At 34.1% G+C, this 19,237-nt stretch carries 20 protein-coding genes and 1 tRNA gene; 8 read left to right on the top strand and 13 right to left on the bottom strand.

What is annotated here, in order from left to right:
- The first annotated feature begins 74 nt into the window (after window positions 1–74).
- Window positions 75–154 (top strand) — tRNA-Leu (locus tag DU428_RS01820).
- Between the two features lie 358 nt (window positions 155–512).
- Here DU428_RS01820 and DU428_RS01815 read toward each other — a convergent pair.
- From DU428_RS01815 to DU428_RS01790, 5 genes are all read right to left on the bottom strand, one after another.
- On the bottom strand, window positions 513–1,247 hold the full coding sequence (locus DU428_RS01815) for a hypothetical protein (RefSeq protein WP_113965670.1): 735 nt from the start codon (window positions 1,245–1,247) through the stop codon (window positions 513–515).
- A gap of 538 nt (window positions 1,248–1,785) precedes the next feature.
- Entirely contained in the window at window positions 1,786–2,064 is a 279-nt protein-coding gene (locus tag DU428_RS01805) for a helix-turn-helix domain-containing protein (protein ID WP_113965668.1), read from the bottom strand.
- 80 nt (window positions 2,065–2,144) lie between these two features.
- Window positions 2,145–2,768 (bottom strand): hypothetical protein, encoded by a 624-nt coding sequence (locus DU428_RS01800; RefSeq protein WP_113965667.1) that lies wholly within the window; start codon window positions 2,766–2,768, stop codon window positions 2,145–2,147.
- An 18-nt stretch (window positions 2,769–2,786) separates the two neighbouring features.
- Window positions 2,787–2,966 (bottom strand): hypothetical protein, encoded by a 180-nt coding sequence (locus DU428_RS01795; RefSeq protein WP_113965666.1) that lies wholly within the window; start codon window positions 2,964–2,966, stop codon window positions 2,787–2,789.
- Window positions 2,963–4,276 carry a phage integrase SAM-like domain-containing protein gene (locus DU428_RS01790; protein WP_113965665.1) on the bottom strand — a complete coding sequence of 438 codons (1,314 nt, stop codon included), beginning with the start codon at window positions 4,274–4,276 and terminating at the stop codon, window positions 2,963–2,965. Before DU428_RS01790 ends, DU428_RS01795 begins: the two co-directional genes overlap by 4 nt.
- Before the next feature lie 454 nt (window positions 4,277–4,730).
- On the opposite strand from DU428_RS01790, the gene DU428_RS01785 reads away from it, so the two are divergent.
- Window positions 4,731–5,627, top strand: coding sequence for an outer membrane beta-barrel protein (locus DU428_RS01785; protein ID WP_072348901.1), 897 nt, complete (start codon window positions 4,731–4,733; stop codon window positions 5,625–5,627).
- 95 nt (window positions 5,628–5,722) lie between these two features.
- Here DU428_RS01785 and DU428_RS01780 read toward each other — a convergent pair whose 3' ends face one another.
- Window positions 5,723–6,727, bottom strand: a complete 1,005-nt coding sequence (locus tag DU428_RS01780; RefSeq protein WP_113965664.1) for an LLM class flavin-dependent oxidoreductase — start codon at window positions 6,725–6,727, stop codon at window positions 5,723–5,725.
- A 470-nt stretch (window positions 6,728–7,197) separates the two neighbouring features.
- Here DU428_RS01780 and epsC point away from each other — a divergent pair, with 470 nt between their 5' ends.
- The 3 genes from epsC to DU428_RS01765 all read left to right on the top strand — a co-directional run bounded on the left by epsC (window position 7,198) and on the right by DU428_RS01765 (window position 9,320).
- Window positions 7,198–7,932 carry a serine O-acetyltransferase EpsC gene (epsC, locus tag DU428_RS01775; RefSeq protein WP_243633434.1) on the top strand — a complete coding sequence of 245 codons (735 nt, stop codon included), beginning with the start codon at window positions 7,198–7,200 and terminating at the stop codon, window positions 7,930–7,932.
- Window positions 7,929–8,810 carry a cysteine synthase CysM gene (gene cysM / locus DU428_RS01770; RefSeq protein WP_113965662.1) on the top strand — a complete coding sequence of 294 codons (882 nt, stop codon included), beginning with the start codon at window positions 7,929–7,931 and terminating at the stop codon, window positions 8,808–8,810. Before epsC ends, cysM begins: the two co-directional genes overlap by 4 nt.
- A gap of 69 nt (window positions 8,811–8,879) precedes the next feature.
- Window positions 8,880–9,320 carry a universal stress protein gene (locus DU428_RS01765; protein ID WP_113965661.1) on the top strand — a complete coding sequence of 147 codons (441 nt, stop codon included), beginning with the start codon at window positions 8,880–8,882 and terminating at the stop codon, window positions 9,318–9,320.
- Window positions 9,321–9,399: 79 nt separating this feature from the next.
- Here the strand turns inward: DU428_RS01765 and DU428_RS01760 are convergent, their stop codons facing one another.
- From DU428_RS01760 to DU428_RS01740, 5 genes are all read right to left on the bottom strand, one after another.
- Entirely contained in the window at window positions 9,400–10,326 is a 927-nt protein-coding gene (locus tag DU428_RS01760) for a DsbA family protein (RefSeq protein WP_113965660.1), read from the bottom strand.
- Window positions 10,327–10,356: 30 nt separating this feature from the next.
- Window positions 10,357–11,529, bottom strand: coding sequence for an MFS transporter (locus DU428_RS01755; RefSeq protein WP_113965659.1), 1,173 nt, complete (start codon window positions 11,527–11,529; stop codon window positions 10,357–10,359).
- 52 nt (window positions 11,530–11,581) lie between these two features.
- Window positions 11,582–12,313 carry an MgtC/SapB family protein gene (locus DU428_RS01750; RefSeq protein ID WP_113965658.1) on the bottom strand — a complete coding sequence of 244 codons (732 nt, stop codon included), beginning with the start codon at window positions 12,311–12,313 and terminating at the stop codon, window positions 11,582–11,584.
- 51 nt (window positions 12,314–12,364) lie between these two features.
- Complete coding sequence (locus DU428_RS01745; protein ID WP_113965657.1) at window positions 12,365–13,612, bottom strand: amidohydrolase family protein; 1,248 nt, start codon at window positions 13,610–13,612, stop codon at window positions 12,365–12,367.
- Window positions 13,613–13,932: 320 nt separating this feature from the next.
- Entirely contained in the window at window positions 13,933–15,447 is a 1,515-nt protein-coding gene (locus DU428_RS01740; RefSeq protein WP_113965656.1) for a catalase, read from the bottom strand.
- 239 nt (window positions 15,448–15,686) lie between these two features.
- Here DU428_RS01740 and DU428_RS01735 point away from each other — a divergent pair, with 239 nt between their 5' ends.
- From DU428_RS01735 to DU428_RS01725, 3 genes are all read left to right on the top strand, one after another.
- Entirely contained in the window at window positions 15,687–16,277 is a 591-nt protein-coding gene (locus DU428_RS01735) for a HupE/UreJ family protein (protein ID WP_072348904.1), read from the top strand.
- 128 nt (window positions 16,278–16,405) lie between these two features.
- Window positions 16,406–16,837 (top strand): deoxycytidylate deaminase, encoded by a 432-nt coding sequence (locus DU428_RS01730; protein WP_072348211.1) that lies wholly within the window; start codon window positions 16,406–16,408, stop codon window positions 16,835–16,837.
- Window positions 16,837–18,417, top strand: a complete 1,581-nt coding sequence (locus tag DU428_RS01725; protein WP_113965655.1) for a S41 family peptidase — start codon at window positions 16,837–16,839, stop codon at window positions 18,415–18,417. Before DU428_RS01730 ends, DU428_RS01725 begins: the two co-directional genes overlap by 1 nt.
- Here DU428_RS01725 and DU428_RS01720 read toward each other — a convergent pair whose 3' ends face one another.
- Both DU428_RS01720 and DU428_RS01715 read right to left on the bottom strand, forming a co-directional pair.
- The gene (locus DU428_RS01720) at window positions 18,418–19,020 is read right to left on the bottom strand and encodes an FAD-dependent oxidoreductase (protein ID WP_113965654.1); all 603 of its coding nucleotides are present in this window, start codon (window positions 19,018–19,020) and stop codon (window positions 18,418–18,420) included. It lies immediately after the preceding gene.
- Window positions 19,020–19,223, bottom strand: coding sequence for a hypothetical protein (locus tag DU428_RS01715; RefSeq protein ID WP_072348217.1), 204 nt, complete (start codon window positions 19,221–19,223; stop codon window positions 19,020–19,022). Before DU428_RS01715 ends, DU428_RS01720 begins: the two co-directional genes overlap by 1 nt.
- Window positions 19,224–19,237 lie beyond the last annotated feature (14 nt).

Here is a 19,237-nt window from a genome sequence, read left to right as displayed (position 1 = left end):
TTGTTCTATAAAGGATTTAAGTGCTCTTTTTCATAGTTTGTTGGAAAAATAAATTATTTTTGCAGCACTTTAATGCTCAAGTGGCGGAATTGGTAGACGCGTCGGATTCAAAATCCGATTCTTAGGAGTGTGGGTTCGAGCCCCACCTTGAGTACTTTGAATTTCTTAAAACGTACTATTCATGGTTAATATTTGGATAGTACGTTTTTATTTTCCCCACATATTCCCCACAATTCAAAAAAACCTTAATTGTATAGAACTTAATAGAACCAGTTTCTTTTAATGTTGCATAAATACCAAAAACAGAAAATCATTATTTATGGTTAGTTGTTTTAACTCCTTAAATAATGACTTAATATACTGTTATTCAATACTATACCCCCCTATGTAGTATTTTCAAGTGAGTAAAATTCCGACTAACAGGCGATGTACACTAGGTTAAGACCTTATAGATGTTTACCCATACCCCTTTATTTTTGTGGTAAAATCTTATAAAAGTATTCGCCTTTATGTTATTTTAAAGGTAAATGCCCCCAACCATTTTCAATAGGTTGCTGTTGTTGTTCTCTTTGGGTTGAGTTTGTGTTTGCTACCCAGCTAATAACAAAACTCTTAAAACTTTCAATAGTTCCGTTGTTCTTTGGTTTGAGTTTAAATTTTTCAATACACAAACTCCATTGTTCGCTAGTTAACTTGTATTTGTTTTTAATCTCTTTAATCTCTTTATTATTAGAGTTTAAAAAATCAAAGTGAGAGCCCTCTCTCTTATATTTAATATTCTTATTATTTATATACTTATTATGCTGTTTTGTTTCGGATAGGGTTGTCGGTTTATTCCCGATAGGGTTGTCGGTTTGTTTCCGATAGGTTGCCAGTTTATTTCCGATAGGTGTTAACTTAAAGTAAACGATATTTCCCGCCTCTTTATTTATATGTTTACTTATTAGTTTTTCTTTTAACAAACCAGTTGTTAACCTTTCAGCAATACCACTATTAGGCCTTTTAACTTTTTGGTTGTTCTTTTTTATGCCGTAATTTAAATGAGGTAATTGTGATCGTAATTTGTCATAAGATATATTATAGTAAGTTTCATTATTAATCTCAATTGTATTTATGTTTTGCCAATTCTCAATTAGTGAGTGAATTTCGTTAAGTAGAATTGCGTCAATAAAATCTAATTTAGAGGTTGGGTTATTGTCTAGATAATTTTTGAGGCCTAGAGCGTTGTATTTAGGTGTGAAATTCATTACATTTACTTTGTATTAGCGTTGCCCGTTATTACGAACATTTGAACAAATTAAAGAGCTGTCTAACGGCTCTTTTTTTATTATGTTATGTTTCTTAATGTGATCAACTATAAAGTGTTTGAGTATTTCTTTTTTGCATATATAAAAGTCTTTAAAAATATCAATCGTTAAGCTCTTACAAATGTTAGTACTTTGTATAATTACTAAATGTTGAGGGGTTTCAAAGTTTCGGCCTTTATGGTTTTTAGTGGTTAGGTTTAATTCTCTTGTTATGTTTCCCTCGAAAACATTTTTAATGTTAGTATTGGCCAGTCCAGTTTTTGCACTATTATACCATTTGTCATATTTGAAATATAGCCAGTAATCAAAATAACGGCTCCTATCGTGGAACCCGTTGTCAAGTTCTAGCCTTATAGTTTTAGAAAACAAAGGATCGTTATTGAACTTCGTTTCGTAGTCTATTGTTGTTCTCTTTTGATTTGTGCCAGTCTGTAAATAAGTGGCTCTTTTGAATTGTATGTTGCCCGTATTCATTGTATTACTTGTTTGAGTTATACAATGTTTCTATTACTTCTTTACGACTGAAATAGGTTTTATTCCCCATTTTGTAGGGTTTTAAAATACCTTTGTTTACCCAGTCATGTAATGCAGTAAGACTAATTTTTAAAAGGTCGGCCGTTTCGTTTCTTGTTAAAAACTCGTCTGGCTCTTTAGGTTGGAAGTTTTGTTTTAGTTCGTCTAATTGTGCCTTAATTTTTTCATCAATTAGGTTTGCTAGTGCTGTTGGCGTTGTACTTAAAAACTGAATTGTTTCCATAACTTATAATGTTTTGATTAATAATGTTATGGCAAATATTAGAAGTCGTTAATTCAACTTTATATCAATTTAATTCAATCTTATTGAGTTTTTGAAAATAGGTTGTAAAGTTCAGTTAATTCCCGTTCGAATTTCTTGTATCTTTTGTCGTGTTTATGTTCGAAATTCAATCGGCTAAACTTTGGTTTAATTTCTTTGTATTGTTTCACGAACATTAAATAACCTTGTGCGGTTGTTTTGATTAATTTCTGTTCGTTAAGAAAAATATATAAAAGAGTGTATTTAGCTGTTGGGAACTTGTCTTTATCTGTAAAGTTTTCGTCAAGGTAATCAAATGCCTCAAGGCCGTTTTTGTAGAAAAACTCTTGAAAAGGTTTTTTCTTTTTTACGATTTGTATGTTTTCTGAAATATGTTTTTCTAGTCTTAAATAGTCATTATAATTAAAAAAACCTACTCTTATTGTATTTGCCCAGTAATCAAATTCTTTGTTTGGTAAATACTCTTTAGGGTATGGGTAATCTGTTGCAGTAATTAATAAAGAGTTAATCTTATTAAGTAATCTAAAACTTTCGTTTTCGATATGTATTAATAAGTCTTTTTTTAATGCAGTGCTACATTTGTTTATGCGTTCGGGGTTTTCGTTTATTTCTTTTAGGTAGTCTGTTAATTTGTAGGAACTTGTTTTTAGTGTTTGTTTATCCATTTGAACAATGTTTTTTTATTAGCCCGCTATTTTGTTTCTAAATTCCTTATAATTTTTATAAGGTTGTTTACTAGTTATGTTTTTAACTTGTTCGTTTAAATAGTTAAATGCCTCTTTTCTTGTTTTGTATAAGGGTAATAATTCAAAATAGGTATTATAAAAACCTATCGGCGTTGTTATGTCTAAATGATTTTTCATGCTGTTTCTGTTTTAACGATTTTTAGTTTTGTTTTCTGTTGTTTCTTTTGTTCTTGAACTTGCCAAAAGTTATTTAATACGTTTGCGCTATCCTTTGCAGTTTTACCAATATAGTTTAAAAACATTTTTTCGGTTTGGTGTCCAGTAACGGCCATTAGTACAGGGGTTGGAAGTTGGCCGTAATGATTTGTTGCAAATGATCTCCTACATATATGAGAGGTAACAAGTTCGTATTTGTTGTATTCTCCTTTTACTTTACGCCAAACGCCTTTTTTTAGTTTAGTTTGTTTAGCGCCTTTAACGACCTCGTTTATTTTAGCCAATTCACATACTTTTTTAATATAATCGTTAAACCTTTGATTTGTTATTTTTCGAGGGAACTCGCCGTTGTTGTTATCTAGTATCTCTTTAACTTGTGGGTGTAGTGGTAAGATTATTTTTTGATTTGTTTTTTTTGCCGTGTATTCAATAAACCCATTATGTATATTCTCTTTAGTGAAATTTAATAAGTCGCTAACTCTGGCGCCAGTCCAAACGCCGATAATTAACCAGTTTCTAGCGTTGTTTAAATATGGTTTCTCTTTAAAGTCGTGTTTGTAGATATTTTCTATTTCGGTTTCGTTAAGTGTTATAAAACTAACTTTTTCTTTTGTTGCTCTAAATTCCCCGTTTAAAACTATCGGGTTTATTTTAATGCCGTATTTTTTTGCATCAATACAAAGTGTCTTAATGTAATTAATGTAACGGCCAGTAGTGTTTAAATTTAGTTTCTCGGTGTTAAGTAGATAGTTTTTAAAGTCTTTGTAAAACTTTAAATCAATCATTTCAAAAGTGTATCGTTTCTTTTTGTGACTTTCAAAAGATGTGAGTTTGTTAATTATGGTAACATATCGTTTTAGAGTGTTATTAGTAACGCCAGTAATACCAGTATTTAAAACTTTAGATTTTGAATTCTCTTTGTAGTGTTTTGCGTAGTCTAACAAATAGTTTAAATCTGTTTTGCTGTCTTGGTTGAAGTATTGTTTAATTGTATGGTTTAACCAATCTGAATTTATTATTCCACCTTTAGAGTAATGATCGTTAAAGCTGTTTAAGATTAAAGTCTTAAGGTTGTTAAGATCGTTTTGTAAATTCTTTTTGTCTGCAAATTCTGAAATTTGTTTTACGGCTCCTTTTTGGTTGTTCCAATATTTAGGGTTTATAAGTAGTGATGTTGATTTGCTAAAATCATATTTTCTCCCATGTTTAAACCTTAAATAAATTGTGCTAGGGTTGTTGTTTCCTTTTAATATAAATTTAATAGTTGCCATAATACATTACATTGTTGAACACTCAAATATAATTAAAGTTAAATACTTTCCCCACATATTCCCCACATTTTGCGTATTTGTTCTAATTTATCCTTACTTAAATGTATTTGTAATATTATAAATAAAACCTTTGAGTAGTAATAAAATAAGGGTGTTGGGGTTGTTTTTAGAGGGTTTAGTAAACTATCTAAATAAAGGGTGGTTCATTCCCACCTTGAGTACAAATAAACAAGCTGTAAGTGTTTCTTAATGAAATATTTTCGGCTTTTTTTTATGCCTTTTATTCAAATGAAATTCAATGAAATTAGCACTTGATTAACTCTATGTTAGAAGATTTTATCTGAATATTTAGCTCCTTTCCTTAAAAAAACTATATTTGTCGGTCGTTGATTTTATGGGTTTCGTAGCCCATGATTTCAACCTTTTTTATATATTAAAAACAAACAAAAAAATTATGAAAAAATTAGGTGTATTATTAGCAGCATTTATTGTTAGTACAGTGTCTTATTCACAACTACAAGTTTCAGTAGGATCAGGATATGCAATTGGAAGTGCTGAAATGAAATTAGGAGAAACTGTAACTAGTACAAGTGTAGAAAACGAATACGGTAGTTATGGTGAAGGTGTAAACTTTCAAGTAAGAGGAACTTATTTCTTAAATGAAACTTTTGGTATTGATCTTGGAGTAGGTTACTTACAAGGTACAGATCAAACGATTGCAGATGTTTATGTTCCTGGTTATAGAGAGACAGATGCAATTGCTAGAGCACGAGCTTTTGGAGGATCTCTTTCTGCAGTATATAAATTCACTAATAACATATATGGTCGTTTTGGAGCATTAATTAAAGTAGGGGGTAAAACAGAAGCGGTAGTTTCTGATAAAAATTATTATGTTGAGGAGCCTAATGCTTCTAACCCTCAAGGAACAACAGTAGCTCAAGCATTTGGTCTTCCTGATGGATCTTATTCTCAAACTAATTATAAAGAAGATTTCCACGGAAAATTCCCTTTAGGTTTTACAGGAGCTTTAGGATATGAGTATGACTTAGGCTCTAACTTTAGCCTTTTTGTGGAAGCAGAATACTACGGGATTAGCTTAAAGAGAAAAGATTCTGAATTATCAGAATTTAATACAGATATCGTTCTTCCTGATGGTACAGTAGCTGTTCAAAGCTTTTATTCTCTTGACAACTTACCTGAAGGATATAACAAGGAAACAACTTATGTAGATGAGTTAGACCAATCGAATACAGATTCTTCTAAAAAATTATCTCAAAAAGTACCATATTCTTCTTTCGGATTAAACGTTGGTATTACTTACAAATTTAACCGTTCTGCTAAAAAAGAATAGTTTACTATTAGCTCTTTGACGAGTTAATTAGAAATAATAAACCCTATTGAAACAAATGTTTTAATAGGGTTTTGTTTTGTTAGGGAGTTTCGGTTTTAGTTTAGCTCCTTCATAATTTCAGAAAACAATTCATAAGATCTAATCTTGTCTTTTATGTCATAAATATTTGTGACAGCAATAAGTTCATCTACTTTAGATTTTTCTATAAATTCTGCAATCTGGGATTTCACGCTTGCCTTGCTTCCTATAAAGGAATACTTCAGCATCTGATTTATTTGTGGGTGTTGTATGATCTCTTTGAATTCTTCGTTCATTTCTGTTGGAGGCTGTACAAAATCCCGTTTTCCAGTAAGAATACCAACAATCATACGGATTAAAGAGGTGAATAAACGCTGTGCTTCTTCATCTGTATCGGCAACAATAATATTAACACCAGCCATCACGTAAGGTTTTTCTAAAACTTTTGAAGGCTGAAACTCTTTACGGTAAATTTCTATAGCTTCCCATAAATGTCTTGTGGCAAAGTGACTAGCAAAAGCATAAGGCAATCCTTTTTTTGCTGCTAAATGTGCGCTATCTGTGCTAGAGCCTAAGATATAAAGAGGAACGTCAACACCTTCTGCAACTGTAGCACGGACTTTAGCATTCGCATTTTCTTTAGAAAAATATCTTTCAATTTTTTCTATTTCATTAGGAAAAGAATGAGCAGCTTGCATGAAGTCGGATCGAATTGCTTGTGCTGTTTCTCTATCGGTTCCAGGTGCTCTCCCTAAACCTAAGTCAATTCGGTTTGGATATAAGGAGCCAAGTGTTCCAAATTGTTCGGCAATAATTAAAGGGGAATGGTTGGGTAGCATTACACCGCCAGAACCCACTCTAATGGTTTTTGTTCCTTGGGCAACATAACCTATTAAAACCGAAGTTGCACTACTTCCAATATTTGGCGAATTATGATGTTCTGCCAACCAGTATCTTGTGTAGCCAAAGTTTTCGGCGTTTTGCGCTAATTCAAGGGTGTTATTAAAAGTTTGTTTCAGACTATGTCCTTCAGAAACTAAGGCTAAATCTAAAACAGAATAGTATGTATGTTTTTTGTTCATAAATGAAATCGATATTTTATAAGATAGAAATCTAAATCTTCTATATTAAAACGATAAAAGAAATTTTTTTACTACCATGTAGAAGTAGAGAAATATACAATAAAAGGGATTGTAGTCCTAATTCTTGTTTGCTAATTCTGTTTGTGGTAGGAGAGAGCAAAATTACTTATAATTTTAAACTCCGTGTTTTGGGAAATCTTATATTTTTTTGAGCTTAAATGCTAAGTACAATAAATTATTTTACGAATAGATTAAGAAAATCTTTAGTGATTTTAATATGTGTAAGTTTTATCTTTGACCTTAGGAATAATATCGTGCATCTTGTTTTTGTATAATCTAAAGCTGATAAACCAATTAATATCTAAAATTAAATCCATTATATTGTTCCTATGAAACTCTAATAAAATTTTATGGATCACTCTAAGTTGATAAGTGCAATAAATAAACAAAAGGAAGAAATTAATGTCTCGATGACCTTGAAATTAGAGTCACAGCGTTTTACCCAGTTACTTTTTAGAGCTTTATTTGATCGTACCACAGATACCGAAAAAGCAATAGAAGAATTAGAATCTTTGTTTATTGTTATTCGTGATTTAGCTTGTCCGCATATTGCCGATAAACCCTGTAAAAGATGGGGGGACTTTTGTTTGAGTATTCCGTATTTGTTTTCAAGTTTAAAAAAGGATGCGGCTACTATCTACGAAAATGACCCAGCGGCAGCTTCTATTGAAGAAGTATATTTAGCATACCCTGGATTTTATGCGATTGCTATTTACAGAATGGCGCGTGAGTTTTATAAGCTAAATTTACCTTTAATACCGCGACTTATGACGGAGTATGCCCACCAACTTACGGGTATTGATATTCACCCAGGTGCGCAAATAGGGGAGTCATTTTTTATAGATCATGGAACCGGAGTTGTAATTGGTGAAACAGCGGAAATACACGAGAATGTTAAGATTTATCAAGGGGTAACTCTTGGTGCGCTTAAGGTTAAAAAACAACTGAAAAATGTAAAACGTCATCCTACTATAGAGAAAAATGTAGTGATATATGCCAATGCTTCTATTCTTGGAGGCGATACTATTATTGGTGAAAATAGCATTATAGGAGGAAGTACTTGGCTTACGGCCTCTGTAGATAAAAATTCTATTGTTTTACATACGCCAACCGTGGAAGTAATTAGCAAAACAGAAAAAAAATGAAGAACACAAGTATATTAGATCAAATAGGAAATACACCACTAGTAAAATCCCGCGTATTAAATACCAACCCAAATGTGAGTTTGTATTTTAAACTAGAAGGGAATAATCCTGGTGGTAGCGTTAAGGATAGAGCAGCTTATTTTATGATTAAAGATGCTTTAGACAAAGGAGAAATCAATTCTTCTTCAAAATTAATTGAAGCTACAAGCGGAAACACAGGTATTGCTTTAGCAATGATAGCAGGTATATTTAAATTAGATCTAGAATTGGTGATGCCTGAAACTGCAACCAAAGAGCGAGTACAAACGATGGAGGCTTATGGGGCAAAGGTAACGCTTCATCCAGATGGAATTGAGGGAGCACGAGATTATGCTATTGCTAAAGTAGAAAATGAAAACTATTACTCGTTTAACCAATTTGCGAATGATAATAATTGGAAAGCACATTATAATACTACGGGGCCAGAAATATGGCGTGATACAGAAGGCGAAATCACACATTTTGTGTCTTCTATGGGAACTACGGGTACTATTATGGGTACCTCCACTTACTTGAAAGAACAAAATAAAAACATACAAATTGTTGGTGTACAGCCAACCGACGATTCTAATATTCCGGGGATTCGTAAATGGCCAAAGGCTTATTTACCAAAAATATTTAATGCAGATAAAGTAGATAGCACTCTTGAGGTGAGTCGTGAGGAAGCAGTAGAAATGACAAGGCGCTTAGCAAAAGAAGAAGGAATATTTGCGGGTATGAGTAGTGGTGGAGCAACAGCTGCGGCACTAAGATTGGCAAGCACTTTAGAAAGTGGAATTATTGTGAGTATTATCTGCGATCGTGGAGATAGATATTTGTCTTCCGATTTGTTTCAGTAAAAGAGTTTTGGGTATTTCTTAGTTTTTTAACAATTTTTCTTAAATTAGGGTTTTAATAAACTAATTTTTATGAAGAATATACTTGTTGCTGTAGATAAACCGAAAAATGCAGAATTATTAACCTCTCATGCTGTGGAGCTAGCAAAGCTTACAGGTGGAAAAATATGGATAACTCAGGTTGCAGCAGCAAACCCAACAGATTTGTTAAGTAGGGAATCTGGACCACAATATATTTACGATAAAAGAACCGAAGACAATAAAAAAGCATCTCTTTTTCTTAAGGAATTTGCTGAGGAGGTTGAAGAGAAACATAAAGTTCCTACGGTAGGTTTTTTAATTGAAGGATCGGTTATTAAGTCGATTAAGAAAATTGTTGAAGAAAATAATATAGACCTTGTAATAGCTGGGCACAGAAAGAAAAATATCATCTACGGATTGTTTACAGAAAATAAGAAGAAGGATTTAATTGATGAATTAAGTATTCCGCTATTAGCTATTCCTCTAGGATAGTTTCAAGAAAAAATAATAAAAACAAAAAGGTCTTCGATGCATAGAATCGAAGACCTTTTTTAATTATTACAAGTTGGTTTTATTTGGTGATTTTCCAAATAGAACCATTCTTGGTTGCGTATGTTTTTAATTTTCCTGCAGAAACCAAGTCGTTTAATTGCTTTTCACTATCTGCTCTCGGTGTTCCTGATAATTCAGAAAACTCTTTAGCTGTGAGCGTCGGGTAGATAGCGAATAGATGCTCCCATGTTTTGCTGTATTCGCTTTTTTCGGCATTCGGATTTAATTTCAGAATAGCCATTTCGTAAAAAGCATAAGGTCTGGTACCGTAAACGGTTTCTTGATTGCCTGCCTCATCAACAAAGAACATGGTTGGAAATCCTCTCACACCTAATTCTTGACCTAATTTTAAATCCTCTTTAAATAAGTCCTGCGCTTTTCCTTCAAAATCCGTTTTTAATTGCTTTAGGTCTAGTCCAACTTTTTCAGCTGCAATGGCCAAATTTTCCCATTTAGCCATATTTTTCTTTTCTAAAAACATCATTTCTCTCATTTCACGCATATACAAAATAGCTTTCTGCTTATCTTGTAGTTGAGCGGCTTTAAAAGCAATAGAGGACGGGTAAGATGAATCCATTGGGTCTTCTAACCAAAGGTCACCATCTATTGGCATGTCGTAGTGAACACTCACTTCATCCCAATGACTAGCAACATCTGCAGGAGAACTTATTCCGCCGCTATTATAACTCCAGTCCGGTAATAAACCACCCATTCTATAGTCTATTTCCACAGCATCTCCATACTCTAATTTGAGTTTGCGTAGTTGCGGTTCGATTCCCCAACATGACGAACAGATAGGATCTGTATAATAAATGATTTTAATGGATTTTTTATCCGAAGAAACTTTGTTTGTAGAAGTACTTTCAGAGGTTGTATCTGTAGTTTCACACATGCCAGTTTCTATATCGCATATCAGCGGATTGTTTTTTGATGTTTCGTTATTCATATTATTACTTAATTAAGTATTCGTTTTTGTTTAATTTAAAGCCTTTTTGGCAAAAAATGAAATTATCATACCTGGAATTGAAAGAGCAATAGCTAAATAAACCAAGCTCATTGGAGAACATATTCCGAGTAATATTCCGGCAAAAGAAGATGCAATCATAATCGATAAGTTGAATACGGAAGATTGCACCGATGTAGCAACGTCTTTGGCGGTTTCTACCTGTCTGCTTACCGCTGCTTGTAACAAAGTTACTAAAGGCCCAAATGAAACACCCCATAAAAAGAAGGCGAAATGCCCGATGCCCGTTGTTCCGCTGAATAGGAGAAAAATAACCATGGAAATAATAATCAATCCAAACATAGCTATGGTCAATAATCTCAAGTATTTGTCGGTATATTTAATGGCTATTAAGACCGAAATTAAAGAGCCTATTCCGAAAAACAATAAGGCACTTTCTACACCTCCAGCAAGCTGAATCTCTTCAACAAGACTGGTGATATATACATAAACCCCATAATGCGCAACAACACCAAGTAGGGTAAGCAGAAGAATAATTAAAACTTCAGGGATTTTTAATAAGGCGAAGGGTGAAGAGTTTTTGGTCAGCTTTTCTCCTGGTGAGGAAGGCAAAGCAAAGAAACTAACTAAGGCGATAAGGATAATAAAAACTCCAAGTCCTATAAACTCTGTTCGCCATCCATAATCATTTCCAATAGTCGTCATGATAGGCATTCCAACACTAATGCCCAGGGTGGTTCCGGCCATAATTACAGCAATGGCTTTACCGTGATGTTCTTCACTTACTAATCGCATACCATAGGCTGCAATCATTGGCCACATCACCCCAGCGCAGATTCCTCCAATGACCCTTAAACCAATTATTATGGTGTAGTTATGAACAAGTCCAGCGACAATATTAGAAACGGCGAAGCCACCCAATAAGAGTAGTAAAAGATACTTCCGGTTGAATTGCATGGTTAATGAAATCAGTGGAATAGCAAATATTGCCGAAGCTATGGCGTAGTAACCTACTAGGTTTCCGGTTTGTACTTCACTAATGTTTAGGTCGTCCATCATTAACGGTAAAACCCCAGACGGCATAAGCTCAGAGAGTATTCCAACAAAAGTCACTGATGACATCAATATCATAATCAACCACGGAAAACTACTTTTAACTTGTTCCGTAATATTCTTTTTACTCATAGTTATTTATTGTTAATGTTTGTAAGGCTTCAATTTGTTGCTTGATTCAGAATTAAAACTCCGTTTCTCGGCCCACTAATTTCCATCCGGCATGTGTGACTTCCAATTTCATGATTAGATTAGTCACTAAATTTTCTAAAAGATTCTCCTGCTCACCAATAGTAGCGACTTCAACTTGGATTTGAACCTCTTTCGGATTGTTTTCCGACAGATCTCTATTAATAGAACGTAGTAATAACTGATCATTCGTTTTGATATGGTTTAATAACCAAAATCGAACGTTGGACTCTGTATTCAAAGCACACTCAATAGAGACTTGATAGTAGGTTTCTTTAACTTCAGTTTTACGATAGGCTGAAAGTTTTGATAGTCGTAAACTTATAGGTCGAAGAATGATATGCGACAAGACTACGGCTGCTGTAGTAACGCTTGCTTCAATAAGAAAGCCCATGCCAACTAATGTTCCAACCGCTGCAGAACACCAAATTGTCGCTGCAGTATTTAGCCCTCTCACATCGAAGCCATCTTTCATAATCACACCAGCGCCAATAAAACCAATACCTGTCACAATCTGTGCCGTTACCCTGCTCGGATCACCGCCAGTTAGGCTGTGCAGATCTATAGATAATAATACAAATGAGGCTGCGCCAATAGCAACTAAAGTATTGGTTCGGAGTCCAGCATTCTTTTGTCGCCACTGTCTCTCAAAACCTATGATACCGCCTAAGAAAAATGCGATACCAATACGTAAAATATATTCTGTTATTTCTACAAATCCATCCATAAAAATAATACGATTAAAGTCTTATTGTTGCAACCTCAATTGTTAGTTTATTTACAAGTTTAAAGGAATATCATAAGCTGGTTCTTTACGACGGAATAGGAAATCCCCATTACGTACAGAGGCTAACACATCCACTCTTTTACGAATGGCTTCATAAACGGAAGACTCGTTAAGAACAATGAAGTTAGCAGCTTTTCCAACCTCTAAGCCGTAGCTGTCTTGTATATTCAAACAACGTGCGCCATTGTAGGTAATTAAATCGAAATTGGTTTTTACATCTTCCGAAGACATAATCTGCGCTAAGTGGATACCATTATCCAAAATATTCATCATATTTCCATTCCCCATTGGGTACCATGGGTCGTTAATAGAATCTTGTGCAAAAGCCACATTAATGCCGTACTCTAAAAATTCTTTCACTCTCGTTAATCCACGACGTTTTGGATAGGTGTCTTGTCGACCTTGTAAATAAGCATTCTCTGTTGGACAAGCAATAAAGTTCATCTTAGTCTTTTGGAAGATATCTAGCATTCTAAAGGCGTAAGAGTCGTCTGCTGAACCAAAGGAGCAGGTGTGACTCGCTGTGGTTCTAGTCCCATAATCTTCCATATACACAAGCGCATTTAATAGCTCTACAAATCGTGAATGCGGATCATCGGTTTCATCACAGTGCACATCAATCATTTTATCGTATTTTAAAGCCAACTTTACGATATCGTGAATTGATTTTTCTCCAAATTCTCTTGCTGGCTCGTAATGCGGTATTCCACCTACAACATCGGCTCCCATTTTAAGTGCTTCCTCTACGAGTTCTAGTCCGCCTTTATACATATACATGCCCTCTTGTGGGAAAGCTACAATTTGAATATCAACAGTGTCCTTTAGGTCCTCTTTCATCTCCAACATCGCTTTTAGGGCTGTAAATTTTGGGTCTGTAACATCTACATGCGTACGAATATGCTGTACACCTTGAGATACTTCGTCTTTAATACCTTTCATAGCCAATCGTTTTACACTTTCCACCGTTAGTGTTTCTTTGAATTTGGGCCATAATTCGATAGCTTCAAACAGGGTTCCGGAGCCAGCACCCTCTTGCCCTAATTCTGATAAAGTATATACGTAATCTAAATGTAGATGTGGATCGACATAAGGTGGCAGAACTAACTTTCCGCCAAGATCGATTTCTTCATCACATTTAGGTAAATTCGTTCCAATTTGTGTGATTTTCCCATTTTCAACAATCATTTCTGTTGCTGCATCATTGCGATAAATTTTCGCATTAAAAAACTTCTTCTTCATATGAGATAAATTTTAAGTGAATATTAGACATAACCATACTTATAGCTATTCGATTTTTGTTCGAAATAGCTGTTTGTAAAACAATAAGTAGATGTGAATAGTTTGAAACCTGATTTTTCAAGGCCAATTTCAAACATAAGACTTTATTATGACATTTGTGTTAGTATTGTGAATAGTTTAACTTATTGGCTTTCAGTATATTATTTGTTTTTGTGTGATTTCATTAGAAGTTTTGTGGTAAAAGCAAAAAACAAAGCCATAAATTATCTTAAATCGAATATTTATGGCTTTTGTTTATTTGTTATTTAATTATCTAAAAACTATCTATTACTAGGTCTTGGAGCCCATCTGTCATAAGGAGTCATGTCGAAGTTATTCACTTCATCCATTGTTAATCCTAATGCTTTTGCAACACCTTCTCCGTATTCCGGATTGGCTTTATAACAGTTTCTTATATGGCGTATTTGAATAAACTTTTCTGCACCACCAACTTGAGCTGCCGTGTTCTTGAATAATACATCGGCTTTTCCATCGGCTTTAATGATGCGGAATAAATCACCAGGTTGTGTGAAATAGTCCTCATCATCATCTCTAAAGTTATGAGCATAAGCGCTACCATCTAATTCTAATGGCGGTTCTTTTCCGTCTGGCTGTTCTTGCCATTCGCCATAACTATTAGGATTGTAATGTAAAGTGCCTCCATGGTTGCCATCTACACGCATGCTTCCATCTCTATGATTAGAGTGATACGGACAAGTTGGTTTGTTTACAGGAATCTGATAATGGTTCACCCCTAAACGATAACGTTGTGCATCACCATAAGAAAATAATCTACCTTGAAGCATTTTGTCTGGAGAGAATCCAATGCCAGGAACAATATTGGTTGGATTAAAAGCAGCTTGCTCTACATCTTGAAAATAGTTCTCAGGATTTTTATTCAATTCGAACTCTCCAACAGGAATTAAAGGAAAGTCTTTTTTAGACCATACTTTTGTTAAGTCGAAAGGGTGGAAGCGATAGGTTTTTGCCTGTTCTTCCGTCATGACTTGAATGTACATTTTCCACTTAGGGAAATCTTTTCTTTCGATAGCATCAAACAAGTCACGTTGCGATGATTCTCTGTCCATTCCCACAACTTTCATTGCTTCTTCATCCGTTAAGTTTTCAATTCCTTGTTGTGTCACGAAGTGAAACTTTACCCAATGCCTTACATTGTCTTTATTAATAAGGCTGTAGGTATGACTACCAAATCCGTGCATGTGACGGTAACCTTTTGGAATACCGCGATCACTCATTGTTATAGTTACTTGGTGTAAGGATTCAGGAAGTAAGGTCCAGAAATCCCAGTTGTTATTTGCGCTACGTAAATTTGTTTTCGGATCGCGTTTAACAGCACGGTTTAAATCCGGGAATTTCATCGGGTCACGGAAGAAAAATACTGGTGTGTTATTTCCAACTAAATCCCAAATACCTTCATCGGTGTAAAATTTTAGTGCAAATCCGCGAATGTCTCTTTCCGCATCTGCGGCACCACGCTCTCCGGCCACCGTAGAAAATCGGCTAAACATTTTAGTTTGTTTTCCGACTTCACTAAAGATATCGGCTTTAGAGTATTTTGTTATATCGTGAGTTACTGTAAAAGTTCCGAAAGCTCCAGAGCCTTTCGCGTGCATTCGTCTTTCAGGAATAACCTCTCTATCAAAGTTTGCCATTTTTTCAAGAAACCAAGCATCCTGCATTAATAGTGGTCCACGAGGCCCTGCCGTTTGTACGTTTTGATTATCTCCAACCGGAGCACCGGTCTGTCTAGTTAGTTTTGGCTTTTTATCCTCCATTTTTAGTTGTTTTAAAAGTGCATAATTAAGCGAATGAAGTTACAATATTTTTAATAGATTTAAAAATGATAAGAATCAGAAATAGAAGAAAATAGCGTTTAATGTAGCTGCTCTGCTATATAGCTAAATTTATTAATTGAGGAAGAAGAAAACGTCTTTGAAAAAGGCAAAATAACATAGTGTTCATGCTCGTTTCATTTAAAATTGTATATTTGAAAACACCCAAAAACCTCTATAATATGTTAGATGATTTCATGTTTAATGTGCAATACGGTATCAATCATGTGTTGGATATTAATGGCTATGACCACGTTTTGTTTTTAATTGTATTAACAGTTCCTTATCTGTTTAAAGATTGGAAACGTGTATTGCTTTTAGTTACTGTTTTTACTCTTGGTCATACCTTGTCTTTAATTTTAGCAGCATATAACGTGGTAAGTGTAAACGGAAGCCTTGTAGAATTTCTAATTCCCATAACCATTTTTATTGTTGCGCTATTTAACGTATTTACGGCTGGGAAAACTGCTAAAAAAGAGAAAATAGGTGTTCTGTTTTTCTCTACTCTATTCTTTGGGTTGATTCACGGACTAGGATTTGCTAGAGAATTTAAAATGATGGTTGGAAGGTCTGATAATAAATTCCTTACCCTTATAGAATTTGCATTAGGTATAGAAATTGCACAAATAATTATTGTATTTGTTGTTCTATTCTTAGGCTTTTTAATGCAAACCATTTTTAGGTTTTCAAAAAGAGATTGGATTATGGTAGTTTCTGCTATTGTAGTGGGGCTTGTAATTCCTATGATAATGAATAGCGATTTTATAGTTTAAGCCTAAAAGTTTTATAAAACTTTAACCTTCAAGTGTTGTAATTAAAATACGAAGCGAGTATATTCGTTATACTACTTTGTGAAGAGAGTTTGTACAACAAAAACACTGCTCAAAAAACGAAATAATATATGCTAGAAAAGAAAAAGCTTAAGTATGATAAAGCATATTTAAGAATAGCACAAGAATGGGGGAAGCTATCTGCCTGCGAGCGAAAAAAAGTTGGAGCCTTAATAGTAAAAGGTAGAATGATAATTTCTGATGGTTTTAACGGAACCCCAACTGGTTTTGAGAATTACTGTGAAGATGATGAAGGTTATACAAAATGGTATGTATTACATGCGGAAGCAAATGCCATTTTAAAAGTTGCCTCTTCAACACAATCTTGTAAAGGAGCTACTTTGTACATAACCTTATCGCCATGTAAGGAGTGTAGTAAACTAATTCACCAAGCAGGAATTGTAAGAGTGGTTTACCACAAACCCTATAAAGATGATGCTGGATTGCGTTTTCTTGAAAAAGCAGGGATAGAATTAGAACTAATAGAAGATTTAACAGCCTAATGAACAAAACAAAAAAATACTTACCATTACTACTAGGAGTTTCCATTGCGGTTGGTATTTTTATTGGAGGAAAGTTAAATTTTTCAGACTCTTCAGATAAATTATTTACTACAAATAGTAAAAAAGATAAACTCAACCGACTCATAGATTTTATAGACTATGAGTACGTAGATGCAGTAAATACAGATAGCATTGTAGATGTTACCGTTAATGCAATCCTAGAAAATTTAGACCCTCATTCTGTATACATCCCAAAAGAAGATATGCAGCGTGTTAGCGAAAATATGAAGGGAGATTTTGTGGGAATTGGAGTAAGTTTTTATACTTATAAAGACACCATTGCGGTTATAAGACCTGTTAGTGGTGGGCCAAGTGAAAAGATTGGAATAAAAGGCGGTGATAGAATTCTTTATGCAGATGAAGATACGTTATTCGGTAAAAACTTTTCAAACGAATTTGTTGTTAGTAAGCTGAAAGGAAAAATAAACGAAGAAGTAAATCTGAAGGTTTACAGAAAGAGTGAAGATACATTACTAGATTTTAAAGTAAAGCGTAATCATGTGCCTATTAAAAGTATTGATGCCGCTTATATGCTAACAGATGATTTAGCATATGTAAAAATCAACCGTTTTGCGGAATCTACTTATAAAGAATTCAAACAAGAACTAACAAAACTAAGAAGGCAGGGAGCTACACAAATTGCTTTAGATTTAAGAGGAAATCCAGGAGGGTTTTTAAATATTGCTGAAAAGATTGTAGATGAGTTTTTAGAAGCGGACAAGCTTATTTTGTTCACAAAAAACAAACGGGGAAATATAGATAGAAGCTTTGCAACTAAAAGAGGTGATTTTGAAGATGCTCATGTTTTTGTTTTAATAGATGAAAACTCTGCTTCTGCAAGTGAAATTATTGCCGGAGCTTTACAAGATAACGATAAAGGAACCATTGTAGGAAGAAGATCCTACGGAAAAGGTCTCGTGCAACGCGAAATGCAACTAGGTGACGGAAGTGCTGTTCGTCTTACCGTTTCTAGGTACTATACGCCAACAGGGCGCTCTATACAGCGTTCTTATGAAAATGGAAATAAAGACTATTATGATGAGTACTTTTCGCGATTAGAAAGTGGCGAATTGGTAGACCCTGAAAAAATGGAAATAGCAGACTCCTTAAAATTTGTTACCCCTAAAGGAAAAGTAGTATATGGTGGTGGCGGTATTATTCCAGATGTATTTGTCCCTCTAGATTTAAGCATGCAAAACGAAACTTTCGGTTTGGTAACACAAACCGGATTAGTGAATTATTTTGTCTTTGAACAATTAGATAAACAAAGGGAAGCTTATGATGGTTTAACAAGAGAAGACTTTATAAACGACTTTATAATTGGCGATGATGTGGTAGAGGGTTTTAAAGAATATATAAGAGAACGCTTTAACAGTAACGTGGAATTTCAAGAAGAAATTAAACAATACATAAAAGCTTCGTTAGGAGATCAATTATATGGAAATGGTACTTATGAGCAGGTAATCAATCAGCAGGATATAATGATTGAAAAAGTGATTGTCTTAAGCCAACAAAACTAATTATATTTTGTCGTGCACTTTGGTGTGTGCTCCGTTGTTCCAAAGGGTTAAAATATCTGTAGCAACCTGTGCGCCACTTCCAGAAGCAATTGCAAACTGGCTTCTCCAACCCGCTAAAGTTCCAGCTACATATAAGCCTTCTTTTATTTTATGATCGGTGTTTTTTAACCAGATTCTTTCTTTTTCTATAACAGCTCTAGGATGAGGTTCTATATAACTTTCTAATCCTTTTATGTTGATTAAATTTGTGTAACCTACAGCGATAACTACACATTTAGCTGTGTAACTAGATTTGTTTGTTAGGACTCTAAATCCGGTTTCTGTTTGGATTATTTCAGAAACTTTTTCCTTTTCTATTTGTGTAACATGTGGGTACTGCGAAGCGAGTTGTTGCTTGCCAGATTTTAAAATCTCTGCACCTGTTGTTCCTGGCTGTAAGCCTAAAACATTGTTGAATAATGCACTTTGTAAATGTGAAGCTCTTTGGTGAATAATAATACCAATTTTTTTGTCTTTTGCATAGGCTTTGTTTTTTGCTGAACCCAAAATTAAAGCACAAGACATACCAGCCGTTCCGCCACCAATAACTAAAACATCAAACATTACTTTTGCCTTTTTAACTGTTTATCTACTCGTTTAGAAAGTCTTAAAATTTGTAGTAATAAAATAGCACAAAGTGCAGCAAAAATAGTGATTAGAGCAACAACACTTTTGTCTCCAAAAGGATTGCTAAAATCTATTTGTGTAAGGTTGAAAATAATTAGTCCAACACCTATAATGGTAAATATAATTGTGAAAATTTTCATGTTTATTCTTTTTT

It is taken from the genome of Oceanihabitans sediminis (genome assembly GCF_003337215.1).
GTDB classification, from domain to species: domain Bacteria; phylum Bacteroidota; class Bacteroidia; order Flavobacteriales; family Flavobacteriaceae; genus Oceanihabitans; species Oceanihabitans sediminis.
Note: the sequence above shows the minus strand (reverse complement) of the source record. Positions and strands in the feature narration are given on the sequence as shown.

Coding starts and splice junctions, on each gene's coding strand:
- DU428_RS01815 (WP_113965670.1), bottom strand. CDS start 1,247: ATGAATTTCACACCTAAATACAACGCTCTAGGCCTCAAAAATTATCTA.
- DU428_RS01805 (WP_113965668.1), bottom strand. CDS start 2,064: ATGGAAACAATTCAGTTTTTAAGTACAACGCCAACAGCACTAGCAAAC.
- DU428_RS01800 (WP_113965667.1), bottom strand. CDS start 2,768: ATGGATAAACAAACACTAAAAACAAGTTCCTACAAATTAACAGACTAC.
- DU428_RS01795 (WP_113965666.1), bottom strand. CDS start 2,966: ATGAAAAATCATTTAGACATAACAACGCCGATAGGTTTTTATAATACC.
- DU428_RS01790 (WP_113965665.1), bottom strand. CDS start 4,276: ATGGCAACTATTAAATTTATATTAAAAGGAAACAACAACCCTAGCACA.
- DU428_RS01785 (WP_072348901.1), top strand. CDS start 4,731: ATGAAAAAATTAGGTGTATTATTAGCAGCATTTATTGTTAGTACAGTG.
- DU428_RS01780 (WP_113965664.1), bottom strand. CDS start 6,727: ATGAACAAAAAACATACATACTATTCTGTTTTAGATTTAGCCTTAGTT.
- epsC (WP_243633434.1), top strand. CDS start 7,198: ATGACCTTGAAATTAGAGTCACAGCGTTTTACCCAGTTACTTTTTAGA.
- cysM (WP_113965662.1), top strand. CDS start 7,929: ATGAAGAACACAAGTATATTAGATCAAATAGGAAATACACCACTAGTA.
- DU428_RS01765 (WP_113965661.1), top strand. CDS start 8,880: ATGAAGAATATACTTGTTGCTGTAGATAAACCGAAAAATGCAGAATTA.
- DU428_RS01760 (WP_113965660.1), bottom strand. CDS start 10,326: ATGAATAACGAAACATCAAAAAACAATCCGCTGATATGCGATATAGAA.
- DU428_RS01755 (WP_113965659.1), bottom strand. CDS start 11,529: ATGAGTAAAAAGAATATTACGGAACAAGTTAAAAGTAGTTTTCCGTGG.
- DU428_RS01750 (WP_113965658.1), bottom strand. CDS start 12,313: ATGGATGGATTTGTAGAAATAACAGAATATATTTTACGTATTGGTATC.
- DU428_RS01745 (WP_113965657.1), bottom strand. CDS start 13,612: ATGAAGAAGAAGTTTTTTAATGCGAAAATTTATCGCAATGATGCAGCA.
- DU428_RS01740 (WP_113965656.1), bottom strand. CDS start 15,447: ATGGAGGATAAAAAGCCAAAACTAACTAGACAGACCGGTGCTCCGGTT.
- DU428_RS01735 (WP_072348904.1), top strand. CDS start 15,687: ATGTTAGATGATTTCATGTTTAATGTGCAATACGGTATCAATCATGTG.
- DU428_RS01730 (WP_072348211.1), top strand. CDS start 16,406: ATGCTAGAAAAGAAAAAGCTTAAGTATGATAAAGCATATTTAAGAATA.
- DU428_RS01725 (WP_113965655.1), top strand. CDS start 16,837: ATGAACAAAACAAAAAAATACTTACCATTACTACTAGGAGTTTCCATT.
- DU428_RS01720 (WP_113965654.1), bottom strand. CDS start 19,020: ATGTTTGATGTTTTAGTTATTGGTGGCGGAACGGCTGGTATGTCTTGT.
- DU428_RS01715 (WP_072348217.1), bottom strand. CDS start 19,223: ATGAAAATTTTCACAATTATATTTACCATTATAGGTGTTGGACTAATT.